The following is an 18,615-nucleotide window of genomic DNA, read 5'->3' as shown; positions in this document are numbered from 1 at the left end:
GCACGGCAAAATCCGGCCGCCGGTATCATAGGGGTCCCTCTTTTCCCCGATGGACCGCAGGAGAACACGTCGTGCATGTCGGTGAGCGTTTCAACAGCATTTCCCATCTCGTCGGCGCGGTGCTGTCGGTGGCCGGTCTCGTGGCGCTCGTGACGATGGGCGCGCTCGAAGGCGATCCGTACAAGGTGGTGAGCTTCAGCGTGTACGGCGCGATGCTGTTCCTGCTCTACGCGATCTCGACGCTGTATCACAGCGTGCGCAATCCGCGCCTGAAGGCGATCCTGCAGAAATGCGACCATTCGGCGATTTACCTGCTGATCGCCGGCAGCTACACGCCGTTCACGCTGGTGACGCTGCGCGGCCCGTGGGGCTGGTCGCTGTTCGGCGTGAGCTGGGGGCTCGCCGTGTTCGGCATCGTGCAGGAGCTGACGCTCGGGCGCCGCACGCGCATGCTGTCGATGATCCTGTACGTGCTGATGGGCTGGCTCGCGCTCGTCGCGGTGCGTCCGCTGATTCATGCGCTGCCGCCGGTCGGCACCGCATGGCTCGTGGCCGGCGGCGTGATCTACAGCGCGGGGATCTACTTCTTCATCAACGACGAACGCATCCGCCACGGGCACGGTATCTGGCACCTTTTCGTGCTGGCCGGCAGCCTGTGCCAGTTCGTCAGTGTCGCGATGTATGTCGCGTGAGCGCGTTGTCTGCCGCGGAATGCGCTAGCGTCGCGTGGCGGCCGCCTGCAGGTGCGCGGCCGCTTCGCCGGTTGCCGGTGTCGGCCGCGTCGCGAACCGCCACGATACCGCGGCAAGCGCCGACAGCGCGATCGCCATGACCAGCGCCACCCGCATCGCGACCGAAAACGGCTGCAGCGTCGCGATGCATGCACCGAAGATCGCCACGCCGAGCGCCGATCCGCTCTGCCGCGCCGCGTTCAGTGCCGCCGCCGCGACGCCGGCGCGGTGCCGGTCGATCGTTCCGAGCGCCGGTGACGTCGCGGCCGGCGAGATGAATCCCGAGGCGAAGCCGATCGCGAGCATCGGCGCGACCGCGAGCCACGCCGGTGTCGTCGCGCCGATGCCCGTCATGCCGAGCGCGCCTGCCGCATACAGCCCGAACGCCGAGCACATCGGCCCGCGCGTCCCGAAGCGCGCGACGATCCGCCCCGAACACAACCCGCCGAGCGCGACCATCGCGGTCATCGGCAGGAACGCGAGCCCCGTGTCGAGCGGGCTCGCGCCGCGAACCTGCCGATAGAACAGGCTGAGCACGAACAGCAGGCCGTAGAACACGAACGCCGACGCCATCGACACGAACGTCGATCCCGCGAACAGCCGGTTGCGGAAGAACGCGAGCGGCAGCATCGGTTCGCGGCGCCGCGCTTCGATCGCGACGAAGGCGATCCATGCGGCGACGCTCGTCGCGGCACCGCCGACGATCGGTGCCGAGCGCCAGCCGAGCGACGGGCCTTCGATCAGCGTGCCGATCAGCGCGGCGATCGCGACGGCGGCGGCGGCCTGTCCGGCCCAGTCGAACTGTCGCGACGCGTCGGCGGCGGCGCGCACGACCGTGCGGCCGAGCCAGATGCCGGCGAGCCCGAACGGCAGGTTCACGAAGAACAGGCTGCGCCATCCGAACAGGTCGACCAGCAGCCCGCCGATCAGCGGGCCCGACGCCATTGCGATGCCGCCGCAGCCCATCCACAGGCTGATCGCCGATGCGCGCGCGGCCGGTGCCGGGAAGGCGCGGTTGATCAGCGCGAGCGAACAGGGCACCAGCATCGCGCTGCCGACGCCTTGCAGCGCACGCGCGACGGCAAGTGCCGGAAGGGTCGGCGCGATGCCGCACAGCGCCGACGCGGCGACGAACACCGCGAGCCCCGCGACATGGACGGTGCGATCGCCGAGCCGGTCGCCGAGCGTGCCGCCCGTCAGCAGCAGGCTCGCGAACGCGAGCGTGTAAGCGTTCACTATCCATTGCAGGCCGGCCACGCGGCCGCCGAAGGTGTGCGCGATGTCGGTGAGCGCGACGTTGACGATCGACGCGTCGAGCAGCACGAGCGTGTAGCTCACGCAGGTCGCGGCGAGCACGCGGCGGGCCGCGGCCCGGTCCGGCTCGGCGGCCGTCATGCGCGCTCGGGCGCCGGCGTGGCGGCCCGCAGCGCACTGAATCCGACCCATCCCCAGTACACGCGATGATGCGCGATCCGGCCGTCGCGCAGATCCATGACTTCGACGAGATCGACCTGATCGCCGTCCGGCGCGGCGCGCGGATACTCCCAGACGAGCTGGCGGCCGTTCGAGAAGAACAATCCGGTCCGGTACCAGCGTCCGAGCGGGCTGCCCGGATTTTGCAGGCCGGCCGCGAAGAATGCCCCGATCGCGGCCTTGCCGTGCAGCACGCCCGAGCCGTGCGCGGGCAGCGTGACGACGACGAGCGGCGTTTCGAGCACCGCGTCGTCGGCATACAGCGCCATCAGCGCGTCGAGGTCGCGCGCGACGACGGCCGCGTGCCAGTCTTCATGGATGCGCCGGGCATCGGCGTCGGTGTCTGCGGGTGTCATGGCGGGTGTCCGGAAGCGTCGTGAGCGGAAACCCACTGTATGGGCGCACCGCCGCGGGACGTTTCACGTCGACCCGAAACGTGGATGCAGCCTCGGGAAGGCTGCGCCGCGGGCCGCCGTTACCCGGTAAGCGCGTCGAGATTCAGCCCATACGACTTGCCGAGCCACACCCCGCAATCGCGATGGTCGCGCAGGTCGTCGCCGGTATTCGGATGCAGGAAGATGTCGAGCGCGCCGTGGTTCAGCACGAGCCACGGCACGATCTCGTCGAAGCGCGCGGCATCGAACGCGATCTGGTACGACCAGGCCGGATGCGGACCGACGAGGCGCTCGTGAAAGCGGCCGAGCTCGATGACCGCGCCGAACCGTTCGTCGACGACCTGGCGAAACGCCCAGGCCGCGTCGCGGCTGGCCGCATCGAAATAAACGTGCGCGTGCCAACTGTCGATGGCGGTGGTGTCGAGGGCAGCCATGGAAGGACTCGATGAAAATGGGAAGGTATGAGAAACCGTGCGAAACGAAGCGAATGGCCGATGCGTGATTATCGCGCGTCCTTGCCGGGCACGTCGTGTGGCGATCCGGCGATTCGGCGCCGATGACTTGTCCTGTGTCAGAAGAACCGTTGGTCCGATGCAATCGTTTCCGCGCTATCCGCATGCGCGATATCACGCCGGGACCCTTGCCGGCAGGTGCGCACGCCACGAGCGCGCCGGCAACACGTCATTTCGGAAACTGAAAAAGCGGCGGGCGTGCCGCCTGCGATCGGGCGCAAAAGCGCGATCAGGTCGTTGAATGAAATAGAGAAATTCCCGTGCGAAGCGATTCGCGAATGGTGCGCGCGCACAGCGGATTCCGAAGCCGAAAATATCCATTGCGGAATCGGCTATTCAAGCGGCATGCGACACGACATACGATGGTTTCAACGCATCGACGATCACGATCGATGCGGGGACAACCATCTGGAGGCCACTATGCGATCCCTCGTTCCCGTTGCCGTTCTCTCCTGCGCACTCGTTGCGCTGCCCGCCGTCAGCTTTGCGCAGTCGGCCGGCCCCGACTGGTCGTCGTATGCCGCGCAGTCGACCTGGTCGGCGGCGCGTGCCGAAACCGACGCGCAACTGATGCAGATGACGCGCGCCGGCTATCGTGCGACGTCGGTCGGCAACCAGAACTATCCGCTTGCGATGCAGCGTGCGCTCGCACGCGTTCACAATCCGGTGCCCGACCGGTCGCGCGAGGAGCGGGCCGCGATGGAAGCGCGCGCCGCGCGCGACGCCCAGAGCGGTCATCCGGTGAAGGCGTTCTTCGTGAAGACCGCGTTCTACCTGAAGGGCGAGAACACCTTCTGATGCGGGAGACGAGCATGGGATGCCCGATCCGCTCGACCGGCGTCGCGCGTGCGGCGTTGCCGCGCGTTGAAGTGCCCGCAAGCGGGCACGAAGCATGAAGGCCGCACGCAAAAACCGTCGTCGCGTGCCGTTGACGCGCGAGTGGCTGCTGCCGCTGCCTCCCGCGCATGCACGCGACATCTCGCTGAAATGCCACATGGCGCTCGTCGCGTTGCGTGGCGGGCACGGCAACGAGGCGCTGCTGACGCGGTTGCGCACGAGCGTCTACCTGGTGTTCCTCGCGCTCGACGATACGCGGTACGCGGAAGCGGACATCGACCTGTGCGTCGACGCGGAGCGTGCGCTCGAAGCGAGTGTGGCGCGCGCGGCGCAAAGCGGCGCATGGACGCTGCACGATGACGAATGCGCGGTGCTCGAGCGCGTGCTCGCCGCGCACGACACCTGCGTCGCGACGCTCACGCGGCATCGGCTGGCCGAACTGTGGCGTGATGTCTGCACGTTCGCGTCGTGCGGCCAGCCGGCGCTCGTTGCGAGCGCGGCGGAGAAGATGCGCGCCCACGTGCCCGACTCGCTGGCCGCGTAGCATCGTGCAGCGGTTTCGCAGGGAGGATGGAGGAGACAGGGTCGGCCGAGCCGGCACGGCGACGGCGTAACGCGGCCCAAAACAAAAGCGCCACGGAGCGAATCCGTGGCGCTATATTTTTATCACCTGCGCGGAGGCACCGCCTCCGCGTGGCGCAACGCGTTTAGGCGGCCGTTGCCGGCTTCGCCGGCTTCTGCAGCTTGCCCTTGCCGGCGCGCTGGATTTCCTCGAGCTTGATCTCGACGTGGCGCGAGAACACGTACTCGGCCGGACGCTGCTTCGCGATCGAGATGTCCGGGGCGAACGGGCCGTCGGTCCGGATGCCCTTGCGGCTCACCTTCAGCGCCTTCAGCGGGTTCGAGATCGTGTCCATCACGGCCGTTGCCTCGAAGCCGCAGTGGACCATGCAGTCCGCGCACTTCTCGTAGTTGCCGACGCCGTAGTTGTCCCACTCCGTCGTTTCCATCAGTTCCTTGAAGGTCTTCACGTAACCTTCGCCGACCAGGTAGCACGGCTTCTGCCAGCCGAACACCGTACGCGCCGGGTTGCCCCACGGCGTGCACTTGTACGTCTGGTTGCCGGCCAGGAAGTCGAGGAACAGCGACGACTGGCTGAACGACCAGCGCTTGCCGCCTTCGCCGCGCTTCAGGATTTCGCGGAACAGGTTCTTCGTCTTGTCGCGGTTCAGGAAGTGCTGCTGATCCGGCGCGCGCTCGTACGCGTAACCCGGCGACACCGTGATGCCGTCGACGCCGATCGGGCCCAGCGTGTCGAAGAACTTCGCGACGCGCTCCGGCACCGCATCGTTGAACAGCGTGCAGTTGATGTTCACGCGGAAGCCGCGGCGCTTCGCTTCCTTGATTGCCGCGACGGCCTTGTCGTACACGCCTTCCTGCGACACCGAGTGATCGTGCGCTTCCTTGTCGCCGTCGAGGTGGACCGACCAGACGAAGTACGGGCTCGGCGCGTAGTCGTCCATCTTCTTTTCCATCAGCAGCGCGTTCGTGCACAGGTACACGAATTTCTTGCGCTTCATGATGCCCTTGACGATTTCCGGCATCTCCTTGTGGAGCAGCGGTTCGCCGCCGGCGATCGACACGACGGGCGCGCCGCATTCGTCGACGGCCTGCAGGCATTCCTCGACGGACAGGCGCTGGTTCAGGATCGGATCCGGATAATCGATCTTGCCGCAGCCGTTGCACGCGAGGTTGCAGCGGAACAGCGGCTCGAGCATCAGCGCGAGCGGATAGCGTTTGTTGCCGGACAGGTGCTGGCGCACGATGTACGCGCCGACACGGACTTGCTGGAGCAGCGGAATAGACAAGGGATGTCCTCCTTAAACTTCGCGGGCGACGGCTTGCGTGAGCTTCGCCGGCAGCTTGAATTCGACTTTTTCCTCACGGCCCGCCATCGTCGCGACATCGACGGGCCCCAGCGCGCGCAGCGCGCCGATTACATCCTCGACCATCTCTTCGGGCGCCGACGCGCCGGCCGTCAGGCCGACCGTCTGCACACCCGCGAACCATTCGGCCTTCACTTCCGAGCCGTCGGCGACGAGATAGCTCGGCACACCGCTTTCGGTGCCGATCTCGCGCAGGCGGTTCGAGTTCGAGCTGTTCGTCGCACCGACGACGAGCAGCACGTCAACCTGTTCGCTCAGCTCGCGCACGGCGGCCTGGCGATTTTGCGTGGCGTAGCAGATGTCGCGCGTGTCCGGGCCGACGATGTCGGTGAACCGGCGCTGCAGCGCCTCGATGATGCCGCGCGTATCGTCGACCGACAGCGTGGTCTGCGTGATGTACGCAACCGGCGTGTCGACGGGCAGCGTCAGCGTATCGACTTCGGCTTCGCTCTGCACGAGGATCACCTCGGCCGGAATCTGGCCGATCGTGCCCTCGACCTCCGGATGGCCCGCGTGGCCGATCAGGATCAGCCGGCGGCCCGCCGCGACGTACTGGCGGCCCTGCACGTGCACCTTCGTGACGAGCGGGCAGGTCGCGTCGAGCACGTCGAGCCCGCGCGTTTCCGCGTCGCGCTCGACCGTCTGGGCGACACCGTGCGCGCTGAAGATCGCGACAGCGCCGTGCGGCACCTCGTCGAGTTCCTCAACGAATCGTGCCCCTTTATTACGCAGATTTTCTACGACGTGCCGGTTATGCACGATTTCATGACGCACATAAACCGGCGCACCGTGCTGTTGCAGCGCGCGATCGACGATTTCGATCGCACGGACAACCCCCGCACAAAAGCCGCGGGGCTGGGCAAGGATGACTCGCATAGGTGAGCGAACTCCGACGACAGACGCCGGGGTTCGAGGAGCTGGCACTCGCTCGCTCGCCCCGGCTTGATGTTATGAAGGCAGGAACGAACCGGCCGGCCAGGCCCCGGAACCCCGAATTAATCGCGCATTTTAACCCTATCGCGCCGTCCGTGCTTTGGTGCTGTATCGGCGCTGTTGCAATTGCGGGAGAGCCGCGTCGGCGCTGGCGCGCGCGGAACCCGGTAAACTGCGCGGTTTCGCGGGCGGCCGCTCCGGCTGCCCGGCGTCGCGCTCATTTCAAGGCCATTCGATGACCGTCGATTCTCACGCATATTGCCCGTCCGCCCGTGCGGTGTCGGGTGTTTTGTTCCCGACCCCCATTGATATCGGGCATGCCGGCGCCCGGCAGGAGGCGTGCCGATGATGCTGGCGATCGCTTTCCTGGTGTCCGGCCTGTCGCTCGTGATCTGGATCGTGCTGCTCGTCGCGCGCGGCGGCTTCTGGCGCGCGGTGCCCGCGCGGCCGCTGCCGCCCGAGGCGCGGGGCGCCGCGGCCGAGGCCGGCTGGCCGGCCGTCGTCGCGGTCGTGCCGGCGCGCAACGAAGCCGACGTGATCGCTCGCGCGGCGACTTCGCTGCTCGAGCAGGACTATCCGGGCGACTTTCATCTGATCATTGTCGACGACCACAGCGACGACGGCACCGCCGACGCGGCGCGCGCGGCGGCGCTCGCGATCAACCGCGCCGACCGGCTGACGGTGCTGGCCGCGAAGCCGCTGCCGGCCGGCTGGTCGGGCAAGGTGTGGGCACAGTCGCAGGGGATCGCCGCGGTGCAGACGCTCGGCCTGCCGGCCGACTACCTGCTGCTGACGGATGCCGACATCGGCCATCCGCCCGACGCCGTCGCGCAACTGGTCACGCGCGCACAGGCCGAGCAGCGCGATCTCGTGTCGCTGATGGTGCGGCTGCGCTGCGATTCGTTCTGGGAAAAGGCGCTGATTCCGGCGTTCGTGTTCTTCTTCGCGAAGCTGTACCCGTTCTCGTGGATCAACAACCCGCGCAACCGGACGGCCGGCGCCGCCGGCGGCTGCATGCTCGTGAAGCGCACGGCGCTGGAGGAAGCGGGCGGCATCGAGTCGATCCGCGGCGCGCTGATCGACGATTGCAGCCTCGCCGCGCAGATCAAGCACCGCGGCAGCGGCCGCCATCCGATCCGTCTCGACCTGGCCGATCGCAGCGTGTCGCTGCGCCCGTACGACAGCTGGCGCGACATCTGGAACATGATCGCGCGCACCGCGTTCACGCAGCTGCACTATTCGCCGCTGCTGCTGGCCGGCACGCTGCTCGGGATGACGATCATCTATCTCGTGCCGCCCGCCGCGGCGCTCGCGTACGGCGCGCGGGCGTGGCCGGCCTGGCTCGCGTGGGCGTCGATGTGCGCCGCGTATGCGCCGATGCTGCGCTACTACCGGCGCTCGCCGCTGTGGGCGCCCGCGCTGCCGCTCGTCGCGCTGTTCTACGTGGGTGCGACGTTCGCGTCCGCGTGGCGCTACTGGCGCGGCAAGGGCGGCCAGTGGAAGGCGCGCGTGCAGGCGCCGGTGGAGCGCTGAGGATCGGCCGGGAGGCGCGCCTCCCGGCAGCCGGAAAACGAACAGCCCGATCGGTGAACCGGTCGGGCTGTTGCGTTTTGGGGCGGGCGGCGGCTTACCGCTGCGTCAGCATCATGTACATCTGGACCACGACGTCCGGCGAGAACGTGAACGGCACCCAGCCGTAGCCCGTGTGGCGGGCGACCAGCAGGCGGTCGCCATTCGACTGCTTCTGCACCGCCATCATCGGGTTCTTCGTCGTCACGAAACGCCAGCCGGCCGGGATCCCGGCCGGCGGCTCGGGCTGCATCGACGCGCGCGCATGCGCGAGTTCCTCGATCAGCTGGCCCAGTTGCTCCGGATGCAGCGTGATCGACTGGCCGTTGATGGTCAGCGTCAGTTCGTTCTGGGACGGGCGCGCGACGTGCAGCGTCGCCTTGTCGGCCGGTGCGGCGGCCGTGTCGGTTTCAGCGGCGGATGCGGCTTGGGCCGCCGGGACGATCGCGGTGTCGGCCGCCGTCGCGCCGGCAACGTCGGCCGTTTCGGCCTCGGCCGGTGCCGCTGCGCTCACGATCGGTTCCGCCGGCGTCGGTTCGACGACCTCGGCCGCCACGGCCGGGGCGGCCACCGCGTTCGTCGCGGCTTCCTTGACGACGGCCTCGACCAGCGCCTCCGCGTCGGCGATGGCCTTCGCGTGGTGCTGCGCGGCCGCTTCGGCTTGCGCGATCGCTTCGGTATGGCGCTGCGTGACGGCCTCGGCCGCGGCGGTCGCGTCGGCATGACGCTGCGCGGCCGCTTCGGCCTGCGCGATCGCCTCGGTGTGGCGCTGCGTGACGGCTTCGGCCTCGGCGGCCGCATCGGCATGACGCTGCGCGGTGGCTTCGGCTTCGGCGATCGCCTGCGTGTGACGTTGCGCGAGCGCTTCGGCTTCGGCGATCGCGGCCGTGTGGCGCCGTGCAGCCGCTTCGGCTTCGGCAGTCGCTTGCGCGTGACGTTTCGCGGCGGCTTCGGCTTCGGCGGTCGCGGCCGCATGACGCTGCGCGGCCGCCTCGGCTTCGGTTGCCGCGGCGTGATGGCGTTGCGCGGCGGCCTCGGCTTCGGCGATCGCGGCCGCGTGGCGCTGCGATGCGGCTTCGGCATCCGCGTGACGCTGCGCGAGCGCTTCGGTCAGCGCGGTGGCTTCCGCATGGCGCTGCACGGCCGCTTCGGCCTGCGCGGCGGCATCGGTATGACGTTGGGCGGCGGCTTCGGCGGCAGCGGTTGCGTTGGCGTGGCGCTGCTGCGCGGCTTCGGCGTCGGCGGCAGCGGCCGTGTGGCGCTGCGCGGCGGCCTGCGCTTCGGTTTCCGCGGCGGCGTGACGCTCGGCCGCGGCCCGGGCTTCTGCCGCGGCGGCGCGCGCGAAGGCTTCCGCGCTGCGGGCCGCCTGCTGCGCGGCGTGGTGATCGTGGAGGAGCTGATCGACGCCCGTGGCGAGCGAAGCGATCTGATCGTTCAGGTTCATGCGTGTCTTCTCTGCGTAAGACCCGCGATTTTAACCGCTGCGCGGATGTCGGTCCGCGCGGGTCGTGTAACAAAGTGCGCAAGGCGGCGCGCCGCGCGCCGCTTTGTGTTACTTCAGGTAGCCCGCCGAGCCGAACCAGTCGAGCGCGTCGCGCAGCCCTTCGCGGTACGGACGCGCACGGTAGCCGAGCTCGCGCTCGGCCTTCGCGGACGTGAAATACATCTTGTTCTTCGACATCCGCAGCCCGTCCACGGTGACGAACGGCTCCTTCTTCGTGAACTTCGCGACCGCTTCGGCGCCGACCGCGAGCGGGTACAGCGGCCAGCGCGGCAGCGCGATCGTCGGCGCCTTGCGTCCCGTCATCTGCGCGATGTCGGCGAGCATCTGCTGCAGCGGCAGATTCTCGCCGCCGAGGATGTAGCGCTCGCCGATCCGGCCGCGCTCGAGCGCGAGGAAGTGGCCGTGCGCGACGTCGTCGACGTGCACCAGGTTCAGCCCCGTATCGACGAACGCGGGAATCTTGCCGAGCGCGGCCTCGACGATGATGCGGCCGGTCGGCGTCGGCTTCACGTCGCGCGGGCCGATCGGTGTCGACGGGTTGACGATCACGGCCGGCAGCCCTTCGTCGGCGATCATCCGCTCGACCGCGCGCTCCGCGCGCACCTTGCTGCGCTTGTACACGCCGATCGCCTGCTCGGCCGTGAGCGGCCGGTTCTCGTCGGACGGATCGCCGGCGCTCGTCACCTTCAGCGTCGCGACGCTGCTCGTGTAGACGATCCGCTCGACGCCCTCCGCGCGGGCCGCGCGCATCGTCGCGACCGCCCCCTCGAGGTTCGCGCGTTCGATTTCGTCGGGATCGGGCGCCCACAGCCGGTAGTCGGCCGCGACGTGCAGCAGGTAGCGCACGCCGCGCAGCGCGGCGCGCATCGACGCCTCGTCGCGCATGTCGCCGGTGACGATCTCGGCATCGAGATCCGCGACGTTCGTGCGCGGGCTGGTCGGGCGCACGAGCACGCGCACCGCATAGCCTTTCTGCTGCGCGATGCGCGCGACGGCCGAGCCGACGAAGCCGGACGCGCCGGTGACGAGAACGAGATCGCGGGAGGTATCAGTCATGCGTTTCCTTCAGGGCCGCGCGCGGGCGGCGCGGCGGTTGAGCATCGGCGAGATTGTACGTGGTCGGCGCACGCGACGACGCCTGGCCGGCGCGTGTGCGAAGCGGCCGGCGCGACTACAATGCCGGGCTTGAATGCAACGGGAGGGCGACGCGATGAGCCGCAATGAACTGGACGAACGGATCGAAACCTACTACGTGCGGGTGCGCGGCGTCGTGCAGGGCGTCGGCTTCCGTCATGCGACGGTGCGCGAGGCGCATGCGCTGAAACTGCGCGGCTGGGTCGCGAATCTCGAGGACGGCAGCGTCGAGGCGATGATCCAGGGCCCCGGCGCGCAGATCGACCGGATGCTCGCGTGGCTGCGTCATGGGCCGCCGGCCGCGCGCGTCACCGAAGTGACGTTCGAGGAGCGCCGGACCGAGCGGCGCTTCGAGCGTTTCCAGCAGCAGTAAGCGGCGCGGAACGACCATGACGGGGTATCCGGAAGCCGGTCGCGGCCTCATGTTGTCGGTGACGGCGTCGACGCTGTTCGCGCTGATGTCGGTTTACGCAAAACTGCTCGCGCCGCTCACGGGGCTCGACATCTTCGCGTGGCGCGTCCTGTGGACCGCACCGGGCGCGCTCGCGCTGATCGCGCTGCGCGGCCGCTGGCCGGCGCTCGTCGGTCTCGTGCGCCGCACCGCGCGCGACTGGCGCCTGCTGCTCGCGCTGCCGGCGAGCGCGGCGCTGCTCGGCGTGCAGCTGTGGCTGTTCCTGTGGGCGCCGCTGCACGGCCGCATGCTCGAGGTGTCGCTCGGCTATTTCCTGCTGCCGCTGACGATGGTGATCGTCGGCCGCTTCTACTATCACGAGCGGCTCGACCCGCTGCAATGGGCGGCGGTCGCGTGCGCCGCGCTCGGCGTCGCGCACGAAGTGTGGGCGACACGCGCGTTCGCGTGGCCGACGCTCGTCGTCGCGCTCGGCTATCCGCCGTATTTCGTGCTGCGCCGGCGGATCAACGCCGATTCGCTGGCCGCGTTCGCGGTCGAGATCGTGCTGCTGTGCCCGATCGCGTTCGTGATGGTCGCGACGAGCGCGACGCGGGTCGACGGCCATCCGGTGCTGTGGGCCGCGCTGCTGCCGGGGCTCGGCGTGCTCAGCACGCTCGCGCTCGCCAGCTACCTGAAGGCGAGCCGGATGCTGCCGATGGCGCTGTTCGGGATCCTCGGCTACGTCGAACCCGTGCTGCTCGTCGCGGTGTCGCTGCTGCTGCTCGGCGAGACGCTGAGCGTCGCGAAGCTCGCCACCTACGGGCCGATCTGGGCCGCCGTCGCGCTCACCGCATGGCACAGCGCGATGCTGATGCGGCGCCTGCCCGCACGCGGATGAGCGCCGGTCGCGATGGCGCGGCCGCGCGGAACGTGCATCGCACCGCGCTTCCCGCCGCGATCGAACGGCGGCGATCCGGTGGCCGAACGAGGCGATGCTGACCGCAAGCTGGCGTCGCGCTGACGTGAATCTGGCGACGCCGACCGACGCGCTCCGTCAGGCTCGCGCGTGTAATCGAACAGAAGATTCGGTTGCACTTTGTTACTTAGGGTCTTCCCCGATCGGCCATTAGACTGACCTGACCGACTACCCTTCGTATGCAGCTTTTCGATGAACGGTCATCTCCGTGCCGGGCCAGCCGGGTTGGTGCGATGCGGGCATACGCGTATCGCCGCTGACCGCGCTCGCCAGCTTCTTCCCGATCCCTTCCCCGGTGCCCGTCGCACCGCCGTCGTGCCGGTGCGCTCATGTCGTTGAGCCCGTCGCCGTCCGTCACGGTCCTGCCGCCGCGCGGCGGCCGCCTGATCGAAATCGACTTCTTCCGCGGGCTCGTGCTGTTGATGATCGTCGTCGATCACATCGGCGCGAGCGTGCTGTCGCGCGTGACGCTGCATGCGTTCGCGCTGTGCGATGCAGCCGAGGTGTTCGTGTTTCTCGGCGGTTTCGCGACCGCGAGCGCGTACGGCGCGATCGCCGAGCGGCACGGCGCGCGCGCCGCGCAGCAGCGGTTCGTGCGGCGTGCGATGCAGATCTACCGCGCGTTTCTCGCGACGTCGACGCTGATGCTGGTCGTGTCGGCCGTGCTCGACCATTACGGAATCGATGCCCCGAACCTCGCGCTCGACGATGTCAGCGTGATGCTCGCGTCGCCGCTCACGGGCGCCGCCGAGTTGCTGACGTTCCAGCGCCAGCCATATCTGGCGTCGGTGCTGCCGATGTACGTGCTGTTCGCGCTCGCGTCGCCGGTGATCGTGCCGTTCGCGCGTCGCCATCCGTGGCTGCTCGTTGCGTTCAGCGTCGTGTCGTGGGGCGCGGCGGGCTGGCTCGGCCCCGAGCTGCTGGATACCGACGGCTTCCGCTGGAGCTTCAACCCGTTCGCGTGGCAGTTGATGTTCGTCGCCGGCGTGCTGGCGCGCTGCCAGCCGTTCTACCGGCGCATCGCGCTGGGGCGCTGGGGCGCGGCGGCGACCGGGCTCGCGTGCGCGGTCGTGCTCGGTTGCGCGAGCTACAAGCTGTTCTCGGGCTTGCCGTTGCCGGAAGGCGTGTTCAAGCGCGACCTGGCGCTGCCGCGCGTCGTGAGCTTCGCGGCCGTCGCATGGCTGATGGCCGATTGCGTGCGCTTCGGCTGGATCGCGCGGATCGCGCAGGGCGTGCGACCTGTCGTGGCGGTCGGCCAGCGCGGGCTGATCTGCTTCGTGGCGGGCGCGGCGATCTCGCTCGTCCTCGATTCGCTGCTGCATCCGGTCGTGGGCGGCGCCGACCTGCGGCATGTCGGCGTGGGCCTCGTGGCCGACGCGTGCGCGCTCGGGCTGATGATGGCCGTGGCCGGTTCGGGGACGTGGATCGCGCGGTGGCGCGGCGCGGCTGCGTGAGCGGCGCGGAAGGCGGCGCGTGCCGGCCGCGGCGTCAGTGAGGTGAGCCGATACGGGAGCGGGGCACGGCGATTGCGTCGTCGGATTCGGCGTCGTCGCGTTCGTCCGGTGCCGGATCGTCGCGCTCGGCGAGCACCGCGTCGGCTTCGGCTGCGGCCCGGGCGGCGCGTATCGCGGTGCAGCGCTGCGCGTGCCGGATGTCCGACAGTATCCTCAAGAGCCGAGTCGTCTTGTTTTTCATGATCTTCTCCCGCCAGTGCGCATCGCGACGGAGCGGATGCGCCGTTGCAACCAGTGTAGGACGTGCCGGCCGCGCTGGCGGGAGAATATGGCGTGCGGGCCGCACGCCGAGGGATAGTACTTACCGGGCCGGGGCGACGCCCTGCGCCTGCAGCGCTTCCTCGCGGCGCTCTTCCGCACAGCGCTGGTGCTGGCGCGACAGGCGGTTCATCAGCGGCAGCAGCAGCAGCGCGAGCACCATGCCGATCGCGGCGAGCCAGCCGAGCTTCTCGAACAGCGACAGGTAGAGCGGCAGCGATTCGGTGGCCGGCAGTTCGTGCGACGGCATCTGCGCGAAGTTCGCGACGACGCTGCCCAGATACTGCGACACGCCCGTCGCGACGAAATACGCACCCATCATGAAGCCGCTCATGCGCGCCGGCACGTAGCGGGCGATCATCGCGAGGCCGAGGCCGCTCACCAGCAGTTCGCCGAGCGAGTACAGGCCGTAACCCCACACCATGAACCACGACGACACGCGGCCGTCCACGGCATAGCGGCCGCTGATCGTGAACACCAGGTAGCCCGCGGCCACCGCGCCGAAGCCGAGCGCGTACTTCGCGGCGACCGGCAGGTCGCGGCCGCCCTTCGCGACGGCGTTGTAGACCCACACGAGCAGCGGGCTCAGCAGCATGATCCAGATCGGGTTCAGCGCCTGGAACTGCGCGGCGCTCCACGTGAACAGCGTCGTGCCGAACACGATGAAGCGCGGATCGACGTTGCGCAGCGCGAACAGCGTCAGCGACGTCGACATCTGCACGTAGAAGATGAAGAACAGGATCACCTGGCCGATCAGCACGAGCGCCGCGATCAGGCCCGCGCGCTCCGAGCGCTCCGACTTCGCGATCATGTACGCGAAGATCGCGAGGATCGCGAACGCGGCCGTCCATACGCTGGCCACGGCGAGCTGCTTGTGCTGCAGCACGTACAGCGTGACCAGCGCGAGCGCGACGCCGCCGGCCGCGACCGCGCCGAGGCGCTTCCAGCGGATCGGTTCGTCGTCCGGCTGCGAGCCGACGTGCGCGAGCGTGCGATGCATCAGCATGAAGTTGAGGATCGCGAGCAGCATGCCGCCGCAGCAGACCGCGAACGCGGTGTGCCAGCCCCAGTGATCCTTGATCCACGGCGTCGCGAGCATCGACACCGTCGAGCCGATGTTGACCGCCATGTAGTAGATCGTGAACGCGCTGTCGATGCGCGCGTCGTCGCCTTCGTAGATGCGGCGCACGAGGTTCGCCGCGTTGGCCTTGAACAGGCCGTTGCCGACGACGATCACGCCGAGCGACGCGTACATGTACGTCAGCTGGTCGTTCGGCACCGAAAGCATCAGGTAGCCGGCACACAGCACGGACGCGCCGACGATCATCGTGCGGCGGGCGCCGAGCACCTTGTCGCCGATCCAGCCGCCGATCGACGGCGCGGCATAGACGAGTGCGGTGAACGCACCCCAGGTCAGGTTCGCATGGCTGTCGGTGAAACCGAGCCGGTCGACCATGAAGAGGACCAGGAGCGCGGCCATGCCGTAGTAGCCGAAGCGCTCCCACATTTCGATGAGGAAGACCGTCGTGAACGATCGGGTTTGTGAAACAGGTGAATGCATCATCAATCTCGGTTGAAACGGACGGCACGGATCACGCGTCGTCTTGGGGTCGAACTGGCGCCGGAGCACTGAGGCCGGGTAGGCTTGCGTCGGCGATGGAGCAGTCGGGCGGTTAGCCCGGGCCGGGGTCGGACTCCGCCCGACAAGGCGGTGCGCGGCCCCGACCGGCGCGCGAATGGTAACGTTTGCCGGTCCGGTGCGTCGGGTCCGTGCCACTTAGGGAAACTCCCGATATGGCAACAGCTTTCAGGAACATTCGTCTCATCATGTATTTGTAAGCTTGACGCCCGTTCTCCGCAAATTCCCGGAGAGCCGCTTGCAGCTTGCCTGTGAAGCCCGCGAGTCTGGCAAGATAGCGCGTCGTTTCGTTCGCTTCGGGCCCTGTTTAGTGCACCGGGCTCAACGCCGAAGGCGTGTACGAACCCGAAGATTAAGCTATCTCCAATTAACTTAGTTACTTTCCATCAAACATTTTTTGACGACCACTTTTCGGCCTGCTATGGTTCCCCCCACTGAAAACTCGCGATCGGCAGACGCTGTCGCACTGGGCAGCAAGATTCGCGCGTTGCGCCAACGTCTGAAGCGCACGCTCGACGACACCGCTTCCGCCGCGGGGATTTCGAAGCCGTTTCTGTCTCAAGTCGAGCGCGGGCTCGCGTCGCCGTCACTGACGTCGCTGGCCGGTATTGCCCACGCGCTCGGTGTGACGGTGCAGTACTTCGTGGATACGCCGAGCGAGGAACGCTCGGTCTGCCGAGGCGATCAGTTGCGCTTCTTCGGGTTTGCCGATTCGGCGAACCTGTTCGCGCGGCTGACGAACGTGTCCGAAGGGCGCCAGCTGGAGGCGATCCTCGTGAGGATGCCGCCGGGGCAGAAGCGGTCGGAGGTGACGACACATGCAGGAGAGGAGTTCCTGTATGTGATTGAAGGGGAAGTGTCGCTGACGCTGGAAGGCAAGACGTTCGTCCTGCAGGCCGGCGACAGCTCGCACTATCAGTCGACGGTGCCGCATAGCTGGGTCAACACCGCGAAAATCGAGTCGGTGGTGGTCTGGGTCGGTACACCGAGGCTGTTCTAACGCACAGGTATTCCTTCGTTTCCAAGACGGAATGCCTGTCGAAAGAAACGTAAGGAATACTAAAATGCTACACGAGAATCACGGGCCTCCTCAATCGCTGCGCCCGTCAGCGTCTCACGCGTAATCCGCGGCATCCGCCGCGCGACGCGCACCGAACCAACCTTCTCAAGACTGCCACGATGAAATCCTTGCATGCCATGTCGGCCGTGCTGGCCGCGCTCGCCCTGACGACGCCTGTTGCCCACGCCGTTACCGTCCCGTCGAACGTCGCGCTCGCTCCTCAACAGGACCTGACGCGGCAGGTGCCCGCCGAAGTCGAGTCGCTCGATCCCGCGCACATCGAGTCGTGGACCGGCAACACGATCGGCCTCGACCTGTTCGAGGGGCTGGCCCGCATCGATGCAGCCGGCCAGGTCGTGCCGGGTGTCGCGCTGTCGTGGGAACGCAAGACGCCGACGACGTGGATCTTCAAGCTTCGCCATGACGCGAAGTGGAGCAACGGCCAGCCGGTGACGGCCGCCGATTTCGTCTATTCGTGGCAGCGCCTCGTCGATCCGAAGACGGGTTCGAAGTACACGATCCTCGTCGAGTTCGTGAAGAACTCGAAGGACATCATCGCGGGCAAGGCCGCGCCGTCGACACTCGGCGTGCGCGCCGTCGATCCGTACACGCTGGAAGTGACGACCGACGTGCCCGTCGCGTTCTTCCCCGAACTGACCGCGATGGTGCCGCTCGCGCCGGTGAACAAGGACACGGTGACGAAGCTCGGCGACGCATGGACGCGCCCGGGCAACATCGTCAGCAACGGCGCATACCAGCTCGTCGACTGGCAGCCGAACAACCGCATCGTGATCTCGAAGGACGCGAAGTACTGGAACGCGCCGAAGGTCGTGATCAACAAGGTCACGTACCTGCCGATCGAGAGCGACGAGACGGCGATGCGCATGTACCAGGCCGGCCAGATCGACTACAGCTACTCGATCCCGTCGGGGATTTTCCAGCAGGTCAGCAAGCAGTTCGGCGGCGAACTGCGCCAGGGCCTCCAGCTCGCGACCTACTACTACTACCTGAACAACAGCGATCCGGTGCTGAAGGACAAGCGCGTGCGCCAGGCGCTGTCGATGGTGCTCGATCGCGACGTGCTGACGCAGAGGCTCACGCAGGCCGGCGAGAAGCCGATGTACGGCCTGATGCCGAACGGCACGAAGGGCGTGCAGCCGTTCACGCCGGACTGGGCGTCGTGGCCGATGGCCAAGCGCGTCGAGACCGCGAAGAACCTGCTGAAGCAGGCCGGCTATTCGGACGCGAAGCCGCTGTCGTTCACGCTGACGTACAACACCAACGACCTGCACAAGAAGGTCGCGCTGTTCGCCGCGTCCGAATGGCGCACCAAGCTCGGCATCAACACGAAGCTCGAGAACGTCGAGTTCAAGGTGCTGATGAAGGAGCGTCACGACGGCAAGGTGCAGATCGCGCGTGACGGCTGGTTCGCCGACTACAACGACGCGATGACGTTCTTCGACCTGCTGCGCTGCGGCAGCGCGCAGAACACCGTCGGCTACTGCAACAAGCAGGCCGACGCGCTCGTCGACGAAGGCAACCAGAAGCTCGACGACAAGGCGCGCGCCGCGCTGCTCACGCAGGCGCACGACCTCGCGCTGAACGACACGCCGATGGTGCCGCTGTTCCAGTACTCGGCCGATCGTCTCGTGAAGCCCTACGTGGGCGGCTATTCGCTGAAGAACGTGATCGACATGCGTGCTTCGCAGGACATGTACCTGATCAAGCACTGAGCGGAGCGAT

At 67.9% G+C, this 18,615-nt stretch carries 18 protein-coding genes; 9 read left to right on the top strand and 9 right to left on the bottom strand.

The annotated features are described in order from the left end of the window. Window positions 1–71: 71 nt before the first annotated feature. Window positions 72–692: a PAQR family membrane homeostasis protein TrhA gene (gene trhA, locus AC1VVG_RS19600; RefSeq protein ID WP_034187629.1), complete on the top strand. Its 621-nt coding sequence runs from the start codon at window positions 72–74 to the stop codon at window positions 690–692. Between the two features lie 24 nt (window positions 693–716). On the opposite strand, the gene AC1VVG_RS19595 is transcribed toward trhA, so the two are convergent. The 3 genes from AC1VVG_RS19595 to AC1VVG_RS19585 all read right to left on the bottom strand — a co-directional run bounded on the left by AC1VVG_RS19595 (window position 717) and on the right by AC1VVG_RS19585 (window position 3,033). Beyond that, window positions 717–2,126, bottom strand: a complete 1,410-nt coding sequence (locus AC1VVG_RS19595; protein WP_124608494.1) for an MFS transporter — start codon at window positions 2,124–2,126, stop codon at window positions 717–719. Continuing rightward, the gene (locus AC1VVG_RS19590) at window positions 2,123–2,560 is read right to left on the bottom strand and encodes a nuclear transport factor 2 family protein (protein WP_034187630.1); all 438 of its coding nucleotides are present in this window, start codon (window positions 2,558–2,560) and stop codon (window positions 2,123–2,125) included. Before AC1VVG_RS19590 ends, AC1VVG_RS19595 begins: the two co-directional genes overlap by 4 nt. Before the next feature lie 119 nt (window positions 2,561–2,679). Beyond that, window positions 2,680–3,033, bottom strand: a complete 354-nt coding sequence (locus AC1VVG_RS19585) for a DOPA 4,5-dioxygenase family protein (protein ID WP_482836048.1) — start codon at window positions 3,031–3,033, stop codon at window positions 2,680–2,682. 498 nt (window positions 3,034–3,531) lie between these two features. Between AC1VVG_RS19585 and AC1VVG_RS19580 the strand changes: the two genes are divergently transcribed. After that, entirely contained in the window at window positions 3,532–3,909 is a 378-nt protein-coding gene (locus tag AC1VVG_RS19580) for a hypothetical protein (RefSeq protein ID WP_034187632.1), read from the top strand. 94 nt (window positions 3,910–4,003) lie between these two features. After that, the gene (locus AC1VVG_RS19575) at window positions 4,004–4,492 is read left to right on the top strand and encodes a hypothetical protein (RefSeq protein ID WP_069705673.1); all 489 of its coding nucleotides are present in this window, start codon (window positions 4,004–4,006) and stop codon (window positions 4,490–4,492) included. 163 nt (window positions 4,493–4,655) lie between these two features. Here the strand turns inward: AC1VVG_RS19575 and hpnH are convergent, their stop codons facing one another. Further along, entirely contained in the window at window positions 4,656–5,816 is a 1,161-nt protein-coding gene (hpnH, locus tag AC1VVG_RS19570; protein WP_034187634.1) for an adenosyl-hopene transferase HpnH, read from the bottom strand. Between the two features lie 12 nt (window positions 5,817–5,828). Then, window positions 5,829–6,770, bottom strand: a complete 942-nt coding sequence (ispH, locus tag AC1VVG_RS19565; RefSeq protein ID WP_034187635.1) for a 4-hydroxy-3-methylbut-2-enyl diphosphate reductase — start codon at window positions 6,768–6,770, stop codon at window positions 5,829–5,831. Window positions 6,771–7,172: 402 nt separating this feature from the next. Here ispH and AC1VVG_RS19560 point away from each other — a divergent pair, with 402 nt between their 5' ends. After that, a complete protein-coding gene (locus AC1VVG_RS19560) occupies window positions 7,173–8,360 on the top strand; it encodes a glycosyltransferase (RefSeq protein ID WP_034187636.1) in 1,188 nt (395 codons plus the stop codon). A 94-nt stretch (window positions 8,361–8,454) separates the two neighbouring features. Here the strand turns inward: AC1VVG_RS19560 and AC1VVG_RS19555 are convergent, their stop codons facing one another. Further along, a complete protein-coding gene (locus tag AC1VVG_RS19555) occupies window positions 8,455–9,840 on the bottom strand; it encodes a hypothetical protein (RefSeq protein ID WP_059559157.1) in 1,386 nt (461 codons plus the stop codon). A gap of 108 nt (window positions 9,841–9,948) precedes the next feature. Beyond that, window positions 9,949–10,956, bottom strand: a complete 1,008-nt coding sequence (hpnA, locus tag AC1VVG_RS19550; RefSeq protein ID WP_034187638.1) for a hopanoid-associated sugar epimerase — start codon at window positions 10,954–10,956, stop codon at window positions 9,949–9,951. Window positions 10,957–11,110: 154 nt separating this feature from the next. On the opposite strand from hpnA, the gene AC1VVG_RS19545 reads away from it, so the two are divergent. The 3 genes from AC1VVG_RS19545 (at window position 11,111) to AC1VVG_RS19535 (ending at window position 13,855) form a co-directional block, all read left to right on the top strand. After that, window positions 11,111–11,407 carry an acylphosphatase gene (locus AC1VVG_RS19545; RefSeq protein ID WP_034187849.1) on the top strand — a complete coding sequence of 99 codons (297 nt, stop codon included), beginning with the start codon at window positions 11,111–11,113 and terminating at the stop codon, window positions 11,405–11,407. A 16-nt stretch (window positions 11,408–11,423) separates the two neighbouring features. Continuing rightward, window positions 11,424–12,323 (top strand): EamA family transporter RarD, encoded by a 900-nt coding sequence (gene rarD, locus AC1VVG_RS19540; protein WP_049036058.1) that lies wholly within the window; start codon window positions 11,424–11,426, stop codon window positions 12,321–12,323. A 407-nt stretch (window positions 12,324–12,730) separates the two neighbouring features. Then, on the top strand, window positions 12,731–13,855 hold the full coding sequence (locus AC1VVG_RS19535; protein ID WP_059559149.1) for an OpgC domain-containing protein: 1,125 nt from the start codon (window positions 12,731–12,733) through the stop codon (window positions 13,853–13,855). Window positions 13,856–13,889: 34 nt separating this feature from the next. Here the strand turns inward: AC1VVG_RS19535 and AC1VVG_RS19530 are convergent, their stop codons facing one another. Together AC1VVG_RS19530 and AC1VVG_RS19525 are read right to left on the bottom strand one after the other, a co-directional pair. Further along, entirely contained in the window at window positions 13,890–14,096 is a 207-nt protein-coding gene (locus AC1VVG_RS19530) for a hypothetical protein (RefSeq protein ID WP_034187641.1), read from the bottom strand. Between the two features lie 120 nt (window positions 14,097–14,216). Beyond that, on the bottom strand, window positions 14,217–15,737 hold the full coding sequence (locus tag AC1VVG_RS19525) for a peptide MFS transporter (RefSeq protein WP_034187642.1): 1,521 nt from the start codon (window positions 15,735–15,737) through the stop codon (window positions 14,217–14,219). Window positions 15,738–16,233: 496 nt separating this feature from the next. Here AC1VVG_RS19525 and AC1VVG_RS19520 point away from each other — a divergent pair, with 496 nt between their 5' ends. Together AC1VVG_RS19520 and AC1VVG_RS19515 are read left to right on the top strand one after the other, a co-directional pair. After that, on the top strand, window positions 16,234–16,812 hold the full coding sequence (locus AC1VVG_RS19520) for a cupin domain-containing protein (protein ID WP_034187643.1): 579 nt from the start codon (window positions 16,234–16,236) through the stop codon (window positions 16,810–16,812). 179 nt (window positions 16,813–16,991) lie between these two features. Further along, window positions 16,992–18,605: a peptide ABC transporter substrate-binding protein gene (locus tag AC1VVG_RS19515; RefSeq protein WP_034187644.1), complete on the top strand. Its 1,614-nt coding sequence runs from the start codon at window positions 16,992–16,994 to the stop codon at window positions 18,603–18,605. The last annotated feature ends 10 nt before the right edge of the window (window positions 18,606–18,615 follow it).

The organism is Burkholderia sp. L-4 (assembly GCF_056856535.1).
This window is presented reverse-complemented; position numbering and strand designations above follow the sequence as displayed.